The following is a 16477-nucleotide window of genomic DNA, read 5'->3' as shown; positions in this document are numbered from 1 at the left end:
GCTCGGCGGACGGTGCGGGGCCACCGACGTTCAGAGGACCCTGTGGTGCCCCTCCCAGTACGGGTCGCGCAGTCGCCGCTTGTACAGCTTGCCGTTGGGGTCGCGCGGCATCGTGTCGATGAAGTCGACAGTCTTGGGGCGTTTGTACCCGGCCAGCCGCTCGGCGCAGTGGGTGAGGATCTCGGCGGCCAGCCCGTCGCCCGGGGGGTGTCCTTCGGCCGGTTCGACGACTGCCTTGACCTCCTCGCCCCAGTCGGCGTGCGGGATGCCGAAGACGGCGGCATCGGCGACCGCGGGGTGGCTGAGGAGCGCGGCCTCGATCTCGGCGGGGTAGATGTTCACCCCTCCCGAGATGATCATGTCGATCTTGCGGTCGCGGAGGAAGAGATAGCCGTCCTCGTCGAGGACGCCCAGATCACCGACGGTGAAGAAGTCCCCGATGCGGTTCTTCTCCGTCTTGGTCCGGTCCTTGTGGTAGCTGAAGCCGCCGGTGCTCATCTTCATGTAGACGGTGCCGAGCTCGCCCGGCGGGAGGCGGTTGCCGTCGTCGTCGAAGACGGCGAGTTCACTGATCGGCCAGGCCTTCCCGACCGTGCCGGGCTTCTTCAGCCAGTCCTCGGCGGTCGCGAACGCGCCGCCGCCCTCGCTGGCCGCGTAGTACTCCTCGACGCACCGGCCCCACCAGTCGATCATGGCGCGTTTGACGTGGTCGGGGCAGGGGGCCGCGCCATGGATGGCATGCCGCATCGAGGTGACGTCGTACCGCTCCTTCACCTCGTCGGGCAGGGCGAGGAGGCGGTGGAACTGGGTGGGGACCATGTGCGTGTGGGTGCAGCGGTGCGCGTCGATGACCCGCAGCATCTCCTGCGGCGCCCACTTGTCCATCAGGACGAGGCGGTGCCCGATGTGGAGGGCGGCGCCCGCGAACTGGAGCACGGCGGTGTGGTAGAGCGGCGAGCAGACCAGATGGACGTTGTCGTCGAACGGCCTGATGCCGAAGATGCCGAGGAACCCGCCGAGGTGGCTCTCCTCGGGGAGCTTGCCGGAGAGCGGGCGGCGGATACCGCGCGGGCGTCCTGTGGTGCCCGAGGTGTAGTTCATGACCCAGCCGAGGCTGCGGTCCTCGGGCGGTGCGTCGGACTGCTCCGCGAGCAGTTCCGCGTACGGGCGGAAGCCGTCGACCGCGCCGACGGCGTAGCGGTGGCTCACGGGCAGTTCCGCCTCGTCGGCGGCGGAGGTCGCCGCGTCGGTGAACCGCTCGTGCGCGATCAGCACCTTGGCGCCGGAGTCGGAGACGATCCAGGCGATCTCGGGGCCGACGAGGTGGTGGTTGACGGGGACGAGATAGAACCCTGCCTGGGAGGCGGCGAGGTACGCGGTGAAGAATTCGACGCCATTGGAGAGGACCACGGCGAACGCGTCGCCCTGACGGAGCCCGGCCGCGCGCAGCCCGTGGACCAGGCGGTTAGCCGCGGCGTGCAGCCGGCCCGCGGTCCAGGCCTCGCCGTCGGGGGCGACGAGGATCGTACGGTCGGGGTCGGCGGTGGCCTGGGCCCAGAAGCCGTTGGGCGGCTGGTTCATGCGGCGCTCCGTCCGGCGATGCGGTTGATCCGGTCCACGGCGCGTTCGAAACCGCGGGTCAGGTCGTCGAAGACGGCCTGCACGCTGCGTTCGGTGTTCATCCTTCCGACGATCTGGCCGACGGGGGTGCCCAGCAGTGCGCCGGTCTCGTACTTCTGGATACGGGAGACGGCCTCGGCGACCAGCAGTCCCTGGAGCGGCATGGGCAGGGGGCCGGGGCCGGACGGGTCGTCCCAGGCGTCGGTCCATTCGGTACGGAGCTGGCGTGCGGGTTTGCCGGTGAGGGCGCGCGAACGGACGGTGTCGCCGGAGCCCGCGGCGAGGAGCTTGCGGGTCAGTGCGCGGGAGTGGAGGTCGGCCTCCTCGGTGGTCAGCCAGAGCGAGCCGAGCCAGACGCCCTGGGCGCCGAGGGCGAGTCCGGCGGCGATCTGCTGTCCGCTGCCGATGCCTCCGGCGGCGAGGACGGGAAGAGGTCCCACGGCGTCGACGACGTCGGGGACGAGGACCATGGAGGCGATCTCTCCCGTGTGACCGCCCGCTTCGTATCCCTGGGCGACGACGATGTCGATGCCCGCGTCGGCATGGTGCCGGGCGTGTTTGGCGCTTCCGGCGAGGGCGGCCACGAGGACGTTCCGGTCGTGGGCACGTTGCACGACGTCCGCCGGGGGCGAGCCGAGGGCGTTGGCGAGGAGCCTGATGGGGTAGTCGAAGGCGACGTCGAGCTGGTTGCGGGCGACCTCCTCCATCCACCCGGTGATGCGCCAGCCGGATGCCTCGCCCTCGGCGAGTTCGGGGACGCCGTACTTGGCGAGGGTGTCCTGGACGAACTGGCGGTGTCCGGCCGGGATCATCGCCTCCACATCGGCCTCCGTCACCCCTTCCACCTTCTTCGCGGGCATGACGACGTCGAGGCCGTACGGCTTGCCGTCGGTGTGCTCCTGCATCCAGTCGAGGTCACGCGCCAAGTCGTCGGGGGTCGCGTAGCGGACAGCGCCGAGTACGCCGAATCCGCCGGCCCGGGTGATCGCCGCGGCCACCGCCGGGAAGGGCGTGAAGCCGAAGATGGCGTGTTCCACTCCCAGTTTCTTGCTCAGCTCCGTCTCCATGGGCGGCAGGATGCCGCAGTCGGACATCCGAAGGAAGAGCTTTTCTGATGCAGTGTCAGATTCTTTGTGGCGCCGGAGGGCCTCCGGGACGGCGGGGGGGACAGTAATCTCTGCGGCGGCAGGAAGTTTCATCGTAGGACTGGATGACGAAAGTTACTTTCAACCGGTAGGAAGGGGTTCCGGATGACCGAGGACGCGACCGGCAGAGGGATCAGCCGACGCAGGCTGAGTGGTGGGATGCTCGCACTGGGCGGAGCACTCGCCCTGGCACCGATTCCCTTCGCGGAGACGGCATCGGCCATGGAATCGGGGGCGGGAACGTCGGGGACGTCGGGAGCAAGCGCCGTGGACGCTTGGGATGCGGCTGCTGACGGGCAGCCGACGCTGCGGCGCGGTTCCGCCGCCCGCGCCGGACTGTTGCAGGGACCGCTGGACCAACTGGTCGCAGAGGCGGAACGGTTCCTCTCCGCGTCCCCCAAACACCCGTGGTACGCGGGCGCGGTGCTGCTCGCCGGGCGCGGTGGCACGGTGGCGCTGCACCGGCCGATCGGCAAGGCGGTGCGGTACGCGGCCTACGACGAGAAGACCGACACCGGGGTGGAATTCCCGGCCGACCAGCAGATCGCGATGGCCGAGGACACCGTCTTCGACCTGGCGTCGGTGTCGAAGCTGTTCACTTCGATCCTGGCCGTGCAGCAGATCGAGCGCGGGGCACTGGAACTGGAGGCGAAGGTCGCCTCGTATCTGCCCGACTTTGCGGGAGGCGGCAAGCAGGACGTCACGATCCGTCAGCTGCTCACGCACACCTCGGGATTCCGTGCCTGGATCCCGCTCTACAAGGAGCCGACCCGGGAGGGGAAGCTGCGGCTGCTGTGGAACGAGGTACCGGCCAATCCGCCTGGCACGGTGTATCTCTACTCCGACCTCAATCTCATCTCGCTGCAGCTGGTCTTGGAGAAAGTCACCGGACGCACCCAGGATGTGCTGCTCCGCGAGGAGATCACCGCGCCGCTCGGGATGCACCGCACTCGTTACAACCCGCCCGCCGCCTGGAAGCCGAAGATCGCGGCCACCGAGGACGCCCGGCTGCCCTGGTCCGGCCTGGACCGCGGGCTGGTCTGGGGCGAGGTGCACGACGAGAACGCGTACAGCCTGGAGGGGGTGGCGGGTCACGCCGGAGTGTTCTCCTGCGCCTGGGACCTCGCGGTCCTCGCCCGTACGCTGCTCAACGGCGGCGTCTACGGACGCGCGAGGATCCTCTCCGAGGAGTCGGTGGATCTCCTGTTCACCGACTTCAACACCGCGTTCCCCGGAGATGCCCACGGGCTCGGCTTCGAGCTCTACCAGCACTGGTACATGGGGGCGATGGCCACTCCGAGCTCAGCGGGCCATACCGGCTTCACCGGGACAAGCCTGGTCCTCGATCCGACGACCGACTCGTTCCTGATCGTGCTCGGCAACTCCGTTCATCCGGTGCGCACATGGCGCTCCGGAAGCGCACCTCGGGTCGCCACCGCGAACCAGATGGCGCGGGCGGTGGCGGTGCGCCCCGCCCGGGGCCGTACCGCCTGGTTCTCGGGCATGGCGAGCGCCACCTCTGCCACGCTCACGCTGCCCGCTCTGCGTCCGGCGTCCTCGCGTGCCGCGCTGAGCTGCGCGGTGTGGTGGGACACCGAGCCGGGCTCCGACTCCCTCTCCCTGGAGGCCTCGTCGGACGCCGGGACGACCTGGCAGCCGGTGCCCTTCACCACCGTACCGACGGCGTCCGGATCCCACCGGGCGGAGCCGGAACCGCATCCGGGGGGTTCTGTCTCCGGCTGGTCGGGCCGGGTCTGGCACCGTCTCGACGCGGACCTGGCCGCCTGGCGGGGCAAGGAAGTGCGGCTGCGGTGGCGGTACACCACCGATCGGCTGTACGTCGGGCGCGGGGCGTACGTGGACGGCATCCGGGTCGAGGACGACGGCCGGACCGTCTTCCACGACGGCAAGTCGGGCGACGCCGGGCGCATCGAGGCGAACGGGTGGACGGTGTCCGCGGACTGAGAACGGCTGCCGGCCGGTTCGGACCGGCCGGCAGCCGCTGGTTCGACGGGTTGGTTGCGCGTCAGGATGCCGGTACGAGCAGATGGACGGCGAGCGCGGTGATGAGCAGGGAGGACGCCAGGGCGGTGACGAGCCGCCCCCGGCCGCCGGTGAGTACCCGACCGAGCAGCGCTCCCCCGCCGGCCAGCAGCAACTGCCAGCCGGCGGACGCGGCGAAGGCCGCGAGGACGAACACGGCCTGTTCCGGTCGGTCCGGGGCGGCGTCGGTCGCCCGGCTGCCCAGCACCAGCGCCGTGAAGTAGACGACGGTGGTGGGGTTCAGCAGGGTCATCCCGGTCACCCCCAGATAGGCGCGCGCGGGGCTGAGCGGGGTCCGGTCGGACCCGGACACCGAATGCTGCCTGCGGTACTGGCCGATCGCAGTAGTGGCGCTCCGTAGCGCCAGGACGACGAGCACCATCGCCGAGGCCCAGCGCAGCGGCAGGGCGACCGGCTCGATGACACGGGTGAGTGAGGAACCTCCGACGACCGCGGCCAGCGCATAGAGGCCGTCGGCCGTCGCGACTCCGAGCGCGGCGGCGACACCGGTTCCGAGGGAGGTCCGGGCGGTGAGAGCCACCAGATAGGTCGCGACCGCTCCGACCGGCATGGCAATGCCGAAGCCGGCCAGCAGCCCCGCGACCAGGGCGGCGCTCACGCGGGGAGGGGAATCGGCCTCCGTGGTCGGCCGGACTGCTGCTGGACCCGCACCGGTCGAGTGGCAGGGGTCGTCGGCAGGGCGGCGGTGATCGAGTTCATGAGCAGATGGTGGGGCCGCGCGGGAGAGCGAGCAACACATTTTTTCGGGCGTGCGGCCGCATCGACATGGGATCTCCGGACTGCGATCCCGTTGATGTGGGACCGCTACCGAGCCACTACGCTCCTCGGCCATGACCGAACCCACCTACGTACGCACCACCCGGGCGTCCTACGACGCCGTCGCGGCCGACTACGCCGAGCTCTTGAGGACGGAACTCGGGCGCAGGCCGCTCGACCGGGCGATGCTCGCCGCGTTCGTCGAACTCGTGCAGGCCTCCGATGCCGGACCGGTCGCCGACATCGGATGCGGTCCCGGGCGGGTGACCGGACACCTGCAGTCCCTGGGACTGACCGCACGCGGCATCGACCTGTCGCCGGAGATGATCGCGGTGGCCCGCAAGACGTACCCGGACCTGCGTTTCGACGTGGGTTCGATGAATGCCCTGGACCTGGAGGACGGCAGTCTCGGCGGCATCGTCGCCTGGTACTCCATCATCCACACCCCGCCCGAGCTGTTGCCCGAGGTGTTCGCCGAATTCCACCGGGTGCTGGCCCCGGGCGGCCATCTGCTGCTGGCCTTCAAGGCCGGGAACGAGGTCCGGCATCTGGAGCACGCGTACGGCCATGCGCTGTCGCTCGACGTCTACTGGCTGGAACCCGAGCGTGTGGCCGAGCTCCTGAGTCGGGCCGGACTCCTCGTGGACGCCAGGCTCGTGCGCGAGGCGGGCTGGAAGGACGCAGGCCCCCAGGCGTTCCTCATGGTCCGTAGGCCAGTGCATCCGTAGTCGTCGCCCGGCCCGTCCCCCATTTCCAACCGGCGCCATGGGGATGGGCCCCCTCGCGGGGCCGACGAAGAATCTCAGCAGTACCTGTTTGTAGCCCGGCAGCGGTCAATGCGGGCCGCGCCATGGGGCGTTCCACCGCTTCGGCGGCAAGAAAAGGGGGAAGTCGGCCGTCCTGCGACTGCCCTGGACGGGCCGGCCGATCCAGGCCTCCGCTCCCCCGCCGTCCGCGCTCCAGGCGCCGGACGGTTGCTCCGACAACTGGGGACCACGGGTCACCGGCCCAGCGCCGCCATCGCGGCGTTGTGGCCGGGGACCCCGCTGACCCCGCCGCCGCGCACCGCGCCCGCCCCGCACAGCAGGACGTTGGCGTGCGCCGTCTCGACGCCCCACCGGCCGGTGGACTCCGTGGCGAACGGGAAGGCGAGGTCCCGGTGGAAGATATGGCCGCCGGGCAGCCGCAGATCCCGTTCGAGGTCGAGCGGGGTCTTCGCCTCGATGCACGGTTCACCGTTCCCGTCGACGGCCAGACAGTCGGCGATCGGCTCGTCGAGATGCGCGTCAAGTTCTGCGAGCGTGGCCTTGAGGAGGGCGGCGCGCGCCGCCTCGTTGTCCGCGGCGAAGAGCCGGGCGGGCGTATGCAGACCGAAGAGGGTGAGGGTCTGGTAGCCGCGGGCGGCGAGGTCGGGGCCGAGGATCGACGGGTCGGTCAGCGAGTGGCAGTAGATCTCCGACGGCGGGGCCGTGGGCAGCCGGCCCGCAGCCGCGTCCCGGTAGGCGCCGGCCAGCTGCCCGTACCCCTCCGCGATGTGGAACGTTCCGGCGAACGCCTGGCGAGGCTCGACGGAGCGGTCACGCAGCCGGGGCAACCGGCGCAGCAGCATGTTCACCTTCAGCTGGGCGCCCTCGGCGGGAGCCGGCGGTTCGTCGCCGAGAAGTGCGGCCAGGGCCTGGGGCGAGGCGTTCACGAGGACCCGGCGGGCGGCGACCGTCCGCTCGCCTTCGGGTGAGCAGACGGCGACCTCGGCCCGCGTCCCGTCGGTCTCGATCCGGGTCGCCTCGTGGTGGACCCGGATCTCGGCCCCCGCCGTCCGGGCAGCCTGCGCGAGGGCGTCGGTGAGCGCGCCCATGCCGCCGACGGGGACGTCCCAGTCGCCCGTGCCGCCGCCGATCACGTGGTAGAGGAAGCAGCGGTTCTGGAGCAGCGACGGGTCTTGCGCGTCGGCGAAGGTACCGATCAGTGCGTCGGTGAGCACGACGCCGCGCACGAGATCGTCGGTGAAGTTCTCCTCGATGGCCGCACCGATCGGCTCCTCGAAGAGCATGCGCCAGGCGTCCGCGTCCCCGATCCGGTCGCGGAGCGCGTCCCGGGTGGGCAGCGGTTCGGTGAGGGTCGGGAAGACCCTCTCGGCGGCCTGCTGTGTCATGCCGTAGAAGCGCTGCCAGGCCTCGTACTCGCGCTCCCCACCGGTGAGGGCGGCGAAGGACTCCCGGGTGCGGTCCCCGCCGACGAGCAGTCCGGTGGCTCGCCCGCCCCGGACGGTCGGGGTGTACGAGGAGACGGTCCGCTTCCGTACGGCGAAGTCCAGCCCGAGATCGCGGACGATCTTCTGTGGCAGCAGGGACACCAGATAGGAGTAGCGCGAAAGCCGTGCGTCGATCCCGTCGAAGGGACGTGTCGAGACGGCCGCTCCCCCGGTGGTGCCCAGGCGTTCGAGGACCAGGACGGACTGTCCGGCGCGGGCGAGGTAGGCGGCGGCGACCAGACCGTTGTGGCCGCCGCCCACGATCACTGCGTCATAGGTGTCAGGTGCGGGCATGGCCCTTGGTAACACAGGATGATCGCCGTCGGCCAGAGGCGGTGGCCCAGGATTCCCCAGTCAGTGCGGGGGCATGCCCCGCTGCTGACGCAGCGCCGCGACCCTGCGGTACAGCTCGACCGCCTCGGTGCCCCGGCCGAGCTGTTCGAGGCAGTGCGCCTCGTCGTTGCGGCTGGCGAGCGCGTCGGGGTGGTCGGCTCCGAGGACGCGTTCGCGAGCCTCCGCAACCGTCCGGTAGACGGTGAGGGCTTCGGCCCAGCGGCCGAGCCAGCCGAGGCCGACGGCGACCTCGCGGCGGCTGATGAGGGTGTCGGGGTGGTCGGGGCCAAGGGCCCGTTCCCGGATCGCGCACACGTCGCGTGCTTCGGTGAGGGCTTCCTCCCAGCGGGCCAGCCGCCCCAGGTTGACGCCGAGGCCGTGGCGGGCCCGGAGCGTCTCGGGGTCGGCGGGGCCGTTCACCCGGGTCCGGTCGGCGACGAGCGCACGGTAGAGCTCCAAGGCCTCCGCGCTGCGGCCGAGTCTGCCGAGACTGATGCCGACCTCGTAGCGGGCCGAAAGCGTGTCGGGGTGGTCGGCGCCAAGGGTTCGCGCGCGGCCCTGAGTGACTTCCCGGTAGGTCTGCAGGGCGTCCGTCCAGCGCCCCAGCCGGCCCAGGGTGTATGCGACTTCATAGAGGGTGACCAGAGTGTCGGGGTGGCTTGCGCCGAGCAACCGGGCGCGGGCGTGCGCCACGTCGCGGGCCATCCGGTACGAGTCCTCCAGGCGCCCGAGCCTGCTGAGGTTGAACGCGAGGTTGTGGCGGCAGCGGAGGGTGTCGGGATGGTCGGGGCCCATCGTCCGTTCCCGGGAGGCGAGCACCGCGGCGTACACCTGGTGGGCCTCGAAGTGGCGGCCGAGCTGGCCGAGTACGTAGGCCATTTCCTGCCGGGCGGCGAGGGTCTCCGGGTGGTCGGGGCCGAGAATGCGTTCGCGGCCCTCGGCGACGCGCCCGAATTCGCGCAGCGCGTCGGCGGCGCGCCCGGTGCGGCTGAGGGTGAACCCCACCTCGTACCGGCTGGAGAGGGTGTCGGGGTGGTCGGGGCCAAGGGCGTGCTCGCGTTCGGCGGCGACCGCGCGGTGCACCTCACCGGCCTCCTCCCAGTGACCGAGCCGTCCCAGGTTGAGGCCCGCGCTGTGCCGGTTGGCGAGGGTGGAGAGCAGCTCCGGGGACGGGGTGGGCCGCTCGGGCCGGGCGGGCGGCAGCCCGCCGGTCAGGGCCCTCAGGTCGGTGCCCGTGGTCCACTCGCCGGTCAGGCCCGCGGAGTGGTCGGGCGGGGCGAGACCGAGCTGCATGGCGCCGGATGCCTTGTGTCCGGTGGTCATGCCCCGGGTCCAGGACGGCAGCCGCGGTTCGCCGTCGGGTGGCTGCTGTCCCGGGCGTACGACGGGGACCGGCGGGGCGAGCCGGACACGCCCCGTCGGCCGTGGGGGTCCGGACGCCGGAAGATGCTGCTGTTCACCGGTGCGTCCGACGGCGATCCGCTGCCGCAGGTCGCCCGCGTCGGCGGGCCGCTCCTCCGGGGTCTTCGCCAGCAGCTCCAGGACGACGCGGTCGAAGAAGCCGGGGAGTTCGGCTCGGTGGGTACGGAGCGGTTCCGGCTGGGTGTCGCGGTGTCCGACGAGGACGGCCCAGGCGTCGTCGAGGTCGAACGGCGGAACACCTGTGGCGATCTCGTAGAGAACGCAGCCCAGCGAGTAGAGGTCGCTGCGGTGGTCGACCTGGCCGCCGCTGATCTGCTCGGGCGACATGTAGTGCGGGGTGCCCATGGCGATGCCCGTACCGGTCAGTCGGGAGGTGAAGCCGATGTCGTGGCCGAGCCGGGCGATGCCGAAGTCGCAGATCTTCACCGTGCCGTCGGCCAGCCGCATGATGTTGGCGGGCTTGAGGTCGCGGTGCACGATGCCCTGCTGGTGGGTGTAGCCGAGGGCGTCGGCGACCTGCTCGGCGATGTCGACGATGTCCGGGACCGGCAGCGGATGCTGCTTGTTGTCCTCCAGGAGCTGGCTGAGGTTGCGGCCGTCGAGGAGCTCCATCACCAGGTAGAGGACGCCTTCGTACTCGCCGAAGTCATGGACGACGGTGACACCGCGGTGCTGGAGGGCGGCGGCCACCCGTGCCTCTCGGCGGAACCGTTCGCGCAGGATCCGGGTGAACGACTGGTCGTGCTGGGGCCCTACAGGCTTGAGGCATTTGACGGCCACGTGGCGGCCCAGCGACTCGTCGCGGGCGCGCCACACCTCGCCCATGCCTCCGCGCCCGATCAGATCGAGCAGCCGGTACCGGCTCTGGATCAGCCTGGTGTCCGCCATCGCGTGCTGTCGCCCCCGTCGCCTCGCCTACTGCTGCGCCCTCCCCGGCCCGTCCAGTATGGCTGTCCGGCTACGGAGTTTGGAGGGGGTGGGGCGGCTGCCGGGACCGAGTCGTTCCATCGCCTTCACAATGTGGCGGGGCGGGAGTTGCCAGCGCAGCCGTGAGGGGATGCAGCGCAGGGCCGTGCCGGTGGCGCGCAGCCGCCGGTCGACGGTGTGCGGGGGCGGCGCGGCCCTGCCGTAGAGCTCATGGGCATAAGGGGGCAGTGACTGGTAGGCGAGTGCTGCGACACACCGCCAGAAGAGTTCGCGCGCCGGTACCAACAGCGCGGGGACGGGCGGGCGGCGGAGGAAGGAGTCGACATCGAACGCCTCGGCTCCTGCGGCGAGCTCGGGGCGCACCCGGTCGAAGTAGGCGGCGAGCTGGTCGGTGGTCGCGGGTACGCCGTCGGGGTCGAGGCCCACCAGGCGGGCGCTGGTTCGGTGTTCGTCGATGTAACGGTCGGCCTGGGCGGCGCTGATCCTCTGGCCGGAGCGTTGCTGCACCTGGAGGTAGGAGTCGACCTCGGCGCAGTGCACCCAGAGCAGCAGCTCCGGTTCGTCGACGCCGTACGTCTCGCCGGTCGCCGGGTCGGTGGCCTTGAGCAGCCGGTGGAGCCGACGGACGCGGGCGCCCGCCTTCTCGGCGGCTTCGGTGGTGCCGTAGGTGAGGGTGCCGACGAAGCCGGCGGTGCGCATCAGCCGTCCCCAGGCGTCCTTGCGGAAATCGGAGTTCTGCATGACGCCGCGGACGGCGCGCGGGTGCAGCGCCTGGAGGTAGAGGGCACGCACCCCGGCGATCCACATCATCGGGTCGCCGTGCAACTGCCAGGTGACGGATTCCGGACCGAAGAGTCCCGGGTCGGCTTCCACCATGACTGCTCGTACCTCCCCGCTCGGCCGCGTACGCAGGTATGGCGTATGCACCCACAGGATGCGCTGTGACCGGGCTCATGCTCCAGGCCCCGCTCCGGCGCTGACCCCGACTTCGGCACTCTTTTCGACCCAGTCGCCAGCTACGCCATGGTCACCGCCACCGCCTTCGCCCTTCCGCTGCTGCCCGCGACCATCCGAGCGACCACCCACGCACCCGCCGACGCCCAGCTCTCCGCCACCGTCCTCGGCCTTCTGCCGTCCGCTCTCGGCTCCGCGATCCGGGGCTATGCCGTCGCCCGCCTGCCGCCGGCCCCCGCCGCGGCCCTCTGTTCGGTGCCGCGCATGGCACCCGTGTGGCGGCGCTGTTCACCGCTGTTCACGCAGCACCGTGAGGCGGCGTTTGTACTCGTCCTCGTCGATTTCCCCGCGGGCGAACCGTTCTGCGAGCAGGTCTTCGGCTCGTCGGCTTCCCCATGCTGCCTCACCGGGGCGCGGACCGGGCTGGTAGCTGCGGCGGGTGCGGGTGAGGTAGTGGATGAGGGCGACGACCCCGACGATCAGCAGCGACCAGAAGACAACCATGATCACGGCCATGAAGAGCCATCCACCCCAGCCCCAGCGGCCGTCGTACCACATCATGCCGATCACCTTCTTTCGGACGGCCGAGCGCCAACAGGTCCAGGGTGGCGCGGCGCGGCGCCGTTGAGGAGAGGAAATATGGGCCCTGCCGGGGGCTGAACGGCCCGCACCGATCTGTACGGGGGCGGTCGCTGACGACAAGACGATCAAGGCGTGGGCGACACGTGCCTCGGCACGTGGGAGCGAGCGGCACATCGACGGCTCCCCCCACGTGGCCGGCCCGATGTGTCAACGCGTCGGCCCTGTGTGGTTCCTCGCGTCAGTCGTGGGGGACGACGGCGACCGGACAGCGCGCGTGATGAACGGCGGCCTGCGCCACGGGGCCGAGGTGTGGTGCCAGAGGGCGGCGGTGCCGGCGTCGGCCGACGACCAGCAGATCGGCACCCTCGGCGGCCCGTACGACAGCCTTGGCAGGGCTTACAAGTGCCGTGCTGTTGGTGACGTCCACCTGCGGGAACCTGTCGCGCCAGGGGTGGAGGGTCTGGCTGAGGAGCTTGTGTGCGTCCTGAACGATTCCTTCCGCCACGTCATGGTCCACGCCCCAGGGCACGTATGCGTCCACCGGCAGGCTCCGGCCGTGGGCAACCCGAAGAGGCATGCCTCGCGCAGCAGCGGTCTCGAAGGCGAATTGGAGCAGGTCGTCGCAGGGCCCGTGCAGTTTGAGCGCCACCACCACGCCGCCTGTCGCTGTTCGAGTGGGCTGTGGGCCGTCTTCGCCCGTACTGGCTCGCACCAGGACCACCGGCCGCTCGGCGTGTGCCACGACAGGCATGCTGATATCGCCGAGGAAATAGCTCTCGACGGGCGTCAGCCCCCGCGAACCGAGCACGATCATCTCGGACTCCGATGCCGCTCGCAGAAGCGCGTGCTCGGCATCGTCGGCGACCAGGCTGCCGACGACGGGGAGGCCCGGGTGGTGTGCCTGGAGCTCCGTCCGCGTGTTGCGCACGATCCGCCTCGCCCAGTAATTCTGATCCATCTCGGCGGGAATGCGGGTCGGTTCCGGCACCAGCAGAGGCCACGCGTGCAGCAGGCGCAGCGTGAGCTTGCGCCGCTCGGCTTCGTCGGCGGCCCAACGAGCAGCGGCCAGGCTCTCGGGTGACCCGTCGAGGCCAACGGTGACGCATGGCTCCATGACGACTGCCTCCGTCTCGTAAGAAGCCGGAACGAGGGTGTGGGAGCCGCATTTCCGCACTGCTGTGACCCCTGCGCCCCGGTCCAGGGCGTGGAGGACGACGGCAGGGGACCGACGGGGTGAGCACCTACGCAGGTGCCCCGGGCACGGGTTCCCTTGACGATAAGTACCCCAGATCCTCCGGTGGCGCATGCCGAACCCGGCGGGGGAAGGAACCCGGTCCGCGCGCGGCGGACACCGGATCCCCGGTGTCGTCGGCCGCCGGGATCCGCGGCGCTCGCGGGGGCTCACGCCCACACGGCCGAGAGTGGCCGACGAGATGCTGAAACCGATCCGCTCGCCGGCCTGGCTCATCGATCACGTCGTTCCGAATCTGCGCAGAGAGGCCCGTTCGGCCCTGACGCTTGACTTCGACCACGGTCTCCTCCGTAACGTCATCCCATGTCGGACGAGAAAGACTCGGGCGGGCCCGGAAAGCTGCCACGCCCGATGTACGAGCGTGAGCTGTACCGGCTCCAGACCGAGCTCGTAAAGCTCCAGGAATGGGTTCGGGCCGAAGGCGCACGGCTCGTCGTGGTGTTCGAGGGGCGTGATGCGGCGGGCAAGGGCAGCACGATCAAGCGCGTCACCGAGCTCCTCAATCCCCGGGTAGCACGAATCGTCGCGCTGCCGCAGCCCACTGAGCGCGAGCGCAGCCAGTGGTATTTCCAGCGCTACGTCGAGCATCTTCCAGCCGCAGGGGAAGTGGTCCTGCTCGACCGAAGCTGGTACAACCGCGCGGGCGTCGAGCGCGTCATGGGTTTTTGCACCATGGAGGAACACCAGCGGTTCCTTCGTCAGTGCCCGATCTTCGAGCGGATGCTGGTGGAGGACGGCATCCTGTTGCGTAAGTACTGGTTCTCGGTGAGTGACGCGGTGCAGGAGCAGCGATTCCGGCGTCGGCTGGAAGACCCCACCCGTCGGTGGAAGCTCTCGCCGCTGGACGTGGAATCGATCAGCCGCTGGGAGGCCTATTCGCGGGCGAAGGACGAGATGTTCGTCCATACGGACATCTCGGAAGCTCCCTGGTACGTGGTCGAGAGCGACAACAAGCGCCGGGCACGACTGAACATGATCGCCCATCTGCTGTCGACCGTGCCGTACGAAGAGGTCACTTGGCCGGCGATCGAACTGCCTCGACGCCCGCCGGCCACGGGATACCAACGTCCGCCGAGGGACCTTCAGACGTACGTCCCCGACCATGCGTCAGAACTGTGCGAATGAGGCGGGCACGTCTCGTACGGTCAAGTCGCCAGAGGCACGACAGCCACTGGACAGTCGGACCGGTGAAGCAGGGTACGAGCGTCCCGGCCGAGGCGGGTGCCGAGGTGACTGCGGCGACGATGCGCTCCAACGATGATCAGATCCGCAGCGGCCGAGCGCTGGGCCAGTAACCTGGAGTGTGGCCATGCTCACCGGTCGTGTCCGCGACCTACCCTCATTCCCGTCGCCGCCCGGCTCGCTCAGTCCGCGGAAGGCGTGGGACTGCCCCCGCCGAGGAGCCCATCCGGTCCGATCAAGGGACGAACGGCCCATACGCACCGGGCAACGGTCCACTCCATGCTGAAGACATCAACCATTCCCGCCTCCCCGGGAGACCCGCGATGCCAACCGAAGCGCTCGACGACACGACGCTGAACGGCCTCGTCGCTGATGCCACCGCCGCCCCGTCCATGCACAACGCCCAGCCCTGGCAGTTCCGCTACGGGCGCGGCAGCCGGACGCTCACCCTGTTGGCGGACCTCGACCGCGCGATGCCTGAGGCCGACCCCGACACCCGAGCACTGCACGTGGGCTGCGGCGCGGCCCTGCTGAATCTGCGGGTTTCCGCTGCTCACCGCAGCCTGGAGGCGGTCACCGCACTGCTGCCCGTCCCCTCGGCCCCGACCGTACTGGCTCACATCCGGCTCGACAATCACCCCGACGCCCCACGGAAGCCCGAGGGTGAAGCCCTAGCCGCTCTCCACCCCGCGATACGGGAACGGCACACCAGCCGCTACCCGTTCGACGAACAGACGATCCCCGAGGACATCCGCGGGCGCTTCGCCGACGCGGCCCGCGCCGAGGGCGCGGACTTCGCGTTCCTGACCCCGATACATCTGGAGACCGTGCTCGAACTGATCCGGGACGCCGAGGGATACGACCGCAGGGACCCGGCACGCGAAGCCGAGCAACGGCGCTGGACCCGGGACACGAACACCGAGGCGCCCATCGATGGAATCCCGGACTACGCCTTCGGCCCCCGCGACGCCGCCGAACGGGCGACCGTGCGCGATTTCGCGGGCACCGCCGTCTTCGAAGGCCGAGCCCGCGTCCTGTTCGAGAACCGGCCCCAACTCGCTCTGCTGAGCACTCCGGGCGACCGTCCCGAAGACTGGCTGCGCGCCGGTCAGGCCCTGGAACGCGTCCTGCTCACCGCCACACTCCACGCGGTGTCCACCTCCTTCGCGACACAGCCCCTCGAATGGCCGGACCTGCGATGGATCCTGCGCGACCCCGTCTTCGGCACGGGACACGCGCAGATGATCGTCCGCCTGGGATACGGCCCCACAGGACCGCGTACGCCACGTCGCCCCCTCGAACAGGTACTGACGATCGAACCGTAAGAAGGACCGCGCTCCCGATGAATCGCCTCCCAGGCAGCCTGGAGTACTCAGCGGAAGGAAGTACCTGGCCATGACCCGGCACACCAGCACCGAGAAGCCTCGCACCAAGCAGTGGAGCGTGCGCCTGGACCTCTTCGAGGAAGGTGACCTCACCAAGGTTCATGCCATCCTCGACACCGGTGACAGCACCCTTCAGAGCCGCGCCTCCGCCCAGCGCAACCCTCACGACGTACCCGTCCCCGAGATCGGCGACGAGTACGCTGCCGGCCGGGCCCTGATCGACCTCGGCAATCAGCTGCTCCTCGCCGGAAGCAGGGACACGGCGCCGAGCGACCGCGCCACCCCCGGGTGACAGGTGTCCGAGTCCTCAGCGGGGGCGTCAGCAGCCGTTTCGGGTTCGCTCGACGGTGAGGTCGAAGAAGTGGGCCGAGCATGAGATGCACGGGTCGTGATTGCGCATCGCCCGTTCGCACAGGGCGGTCAGCTCCGCATCGGTGGGGTCGCCGTCTCCCAATCGTTCCTTCACGATGCGACGGAGGTCCTCCTCACCACCTACGTGCCCGCCGAGACCACTTCCCGCCGAGCCGACGCTCGGATTCCACGAACCCGGTGGTTTCCGCACACCACGAGAAGGAAGGACCCGAACACCGGTGACTCGGCCTGC

The 16477-nt window shown here is 70.3% G+C and carries 15 protein-coding genes; 5 read left to right on the top strand and 10 right to left on the bottom strand.

Annotation, left to right across the window (positions count from 1 at the left end):
- Positions 1-30: 30 nt before the first annotated feature.
- Together AB0915_RS13300 and AB0915_RS13295 are read right to left on the bottom strand one after the other, a co-directional pair.
- Positions 31-1581: an acyl-CoA synthetase gene (locus tag AB0915_RS13300; protein ID WP_366691179.1), complete on the bottom strand. Its 1551-nt coding sequence runs from the start codon at positions 1579-1581 to the stop codon at positions 31-33.
- Positions 1578-2687, bottom strand: a complete 1110-nt coding sequence (locus AB0915_RS13295) for a nitronate monooxygenase (RefSeq protein WP_366691178.1) — start codon at positions 2685-2687, stop codon at positions 1578-1580. Before AB0915_RS13295 ends, AB0915_RS13300 begins: the two co-directional genes overlap by 4 nt.
- A gap of 183 nt (positions 2688-2870) precedes the next feature.
- On the opposite strand from AB0915_RS13295, the gene AB0915_RS13290 reads away from it, so the two are divergent.
- Positions 2871-4730: a serine hydrolase gene (locus AB0915_RS13290; protein WP_366691177.1), complete on the top strand. Its 1860-nt coding sequence runs from the start codon at positions 2871-2873 to the stop codon at positions 4728-4730.
- A 61-nt stretch (positions 4731-4791) separates the two neighbouring features.
- On the opposite strand, the gene AB0915_RS13285 is transcribed toward AB0915_RS13290, so the two are convergent.
- Positions 4792-5427, bottom strand: a complete 636-nt coding sequence (locus tag AB0915_RS13285) for a LysE family transporter (RefSeq protein ID WP_366691176.1) — start codon at positions 5425-5427, stop codon at positions 4792-4794.
- A 232-nt stretch (positions 5428-5659) separates the two neighbouring features.
- Between AB0915_RS13285 and AB0915_RS13280 the strand changes: the two genes are divergently transcribed.
- Positions 5660-6313 carry a class I SAM-dependent methyltransferase gene (locus AB0915_RS13280; protein WP_366691175.1) on the top strand — a complete coding sequence of 218 codons (654 nt, stop codon included), beginning with the start codon at positions 5660-5662 and terminating at the stop codon, positions 6311-6313.
- Positions 6314-6585: 272 nt separating this feature from the next.
- On the opposite strand, the gene AB0915_RS13275 is transcribed toward AB0915_RS13280, so the two are convergent.
- The 5 genes from AB0915_RS13275 to AB0915_RS13255 form a co-directional block, all read right to left on the bottom strand.
- Entirely contained in the window at positions 6586-8130 is a 1545-nt protein-coding gene (locus AB0915_RS13275) for an NAD(P)/FAD-dependent oxidoreductase (protein ID WP_366691174.1), read from the bottom strand.
- Between the two features lie 60 nt (positions 8131-8190).
- Complete coding sequence (locus AB0915_RS13270; RefSeq protein ID WP_366691173.1) at positions 8191-10479, bottom strand: tetratricopeptide repeat protein; 2289 nt, start codon at positions 10477-10479, stop codon at positions 8191-8193.
- Between the two features lie 27 nt (positions 10480-10506).
- The gene (locus tag AB0915_RS13265; protein ID WP_366691172.1) at positions 10507-11394 is read right to left on the bottom strand and encodes an oxygenase MpaB family protein; all 888 of its coding nucleotides are present in this window, start codon (positions 11392-11394) and stop codon (positions 10507-10509) included.
- A gap of 366 nt (positions 11395-11760) precedes the next feature.
- Positions 11761-12033, bottom strand: coding sequence for an SHOCT domain-containing protein (locus AB0915_RS13260; RefSeq protein ID WP_366691171.1), 273 nt, complete (start codon positions 12031-12033; stop codon positions 11761-11763).
- A gap of 259 nt (positions 12034-12292) precedes the next feature.
- Positions 12293-13168, bottom strand: a complete 876-nt coding sequence (locus AB0915_RS13255) for a universal stress protein (protein WP_366691170.1) — start codon at positions 13166-13168, stop codon at positions 12293-12295.
- Positions 13169-13609: 441 nt separating this feature from the next.
- Here AB0915_RS13255 and ppk2 point away from each other — a divergent pair, with 441 nt between their 5' ends.
- Entirely contained in the window at positions 13610-14431 is an 822-nt protein-coding gene (ppk2, locus tag AB0915_RS13250; protein WP_366691169.1) for a polyphosphate kinase 2, read from the top strand.
- 20 nt (positions 14432-14451) lie between these two features.
- Here the strand turns inward: ppk2 and AB0915_RS13245 are convergent, their stop codons facing one another.
- Entirely contained in the window at positions 14452-14565 is a 114-nt protein-coding gene (locus AB0915_RS13245) for a hypothetical protein (protein ID WP_366691195.1), read from the bottom strand.
- A 246-nt stretch (positions 14566-14811) separates the two neighbouring features.
- On the opposite strand from AB0915_RS13245, the gene AB0915_RS13240 reads away from it, so the two are divergent.
- Positions 14812-15813 (top strand): nitroreductase, encoded by a 1002-nt coding sequence (locus AB0915_RS13240; protein WP_366691168.1) that lies wholly within the window; start codon positions 14812-14814, stop codon positions 15811-15813.
- Positions 15814-15883: 70 nt separating this feature from the next.
- On the top strand, positions 15884-16165 hold the full coding sequence (locus tag AB0915_RS13235; RefSeq protein ID WP_366691167.1) for a dsRBD fold-containing protein: 282 nt from the start codon (positions 15884-15886) through the stop codon (positions 16163-16165).
- Positions 16166-16192: 27 nt separating this feature from the next.
- Here the strand turns inward: AB0915_RS13235 and AB0915_RS13230 are convergent, their stop codons facing one another.
- Complete coding sequence (locus AB0915_RS13230; protein WP_366691166.1) at positions 16193-16339, bottom strand: hypothetical protein; 147 nt, start codon at positions 16337-16339, stop codon at positions 16193-16195.
- Positions 16340-16477 lie beyond the last annotated feature (138 nt).

The organism is Streptomyces sp. NPDC048411 (assembly GCF_040704695.1).
Lineage (GTDB): Bacteria > Actinomycetota > Actinomycetes > Streptomycetales > Streptomycetaceae > Streptomyces.
This window is presented reverse-complemented; position numbering and strand designations above follow the sequence as displayed.

Excerpts from the sequence above, each read along its gene's own strand:
- AB0915_RS13300 (WP_366691179.1), bottom strand. The coding sequence starts at position 1,581 with ATGAACCAGCCGCCCAACGGCTTCTGGGCCCAGGCCACCGCCGACCCC.
- AB0915_RS13280 (WP_366691175.1), top strand. The coding sequence starts at position 5,660 with ATGACCGAACCCACCTACGTACGCACCACCCGGGCGTCCTACGACGCC.
- AB0915_RS13260 (WP_366691171.1), bottom strand. The coding sequence starts at position 12,033 with ATGATGTGGTACGACGGCCGCTGGGGCTGGGGTGGATGGCTCTTCATG.
- AB0915_RS13240 (WP_366691168.1), top strand. The coding sequence starts at position 14,812 with ATGCCAACCGAAGCGCTCGACGACACGACGCTGAACGGCCTCGTCGCT.
- AB0915_RS13295 (WP_366691178.1), bottom strand. The coding sequence starts at position 2,687 with ATGGAGACGGAGCTGAGCAAGAAACTGGGAGTGGAACACGCCATCTTC.
- AB0915_RS13265 (WP_366691172.1), bottom strand. The coding sequence starts at position 11,394 with ATGGTGGAAGCCGACCCGGGACTCTTCGGTCCGGAATCCGTCACCTGG.
- AB0915_RS13290 (WP_366691177.1), top strand. The coding sequence starts at position 2,871 with ATGACCGAGGACGCGACCGGCAGAGGGATCAGCCGACGCAGGCTGAGT.
- AB0915_RS13275 (WP_366691174.1), bottom strand. The coding sequence starts at position 8,130 with ATGCCCGCACCTGACACCTATGACGCAGTGATCGTGGGCGGCGGCCAC.
- AB0915_RS13255 (WP_366691170.1), bottom strand. The coding sequence starts at position 13,168 with ATGGAGCCATGCGTCACCGTTGGCCTCGACGGGTCACCCGAGAGCCTG.
- ppk2 (WP_366691169.1), top strand. The coding sequence starts at position 13,610 with ATGTCGGACGAGAAAGACTCGGGCGGGCCCGGAAAGCTGCCACGCCCG.
- AB0915_RS13270 (WP_366691173.1), bottom strand. The coding sequence starts at position 10,479 with ATGGCGGACACCAGGCTGATCCAGAGCCGGTACCGGCTGCTCGATCTG.
- AB0915_RS13235 (WP_366691167.1), top strand. The coding sequence starts at position 15,884 with ATGACCCGGCACACCAGCACCGAGAAGCCTCGCACCAAGCAGTGGAGC.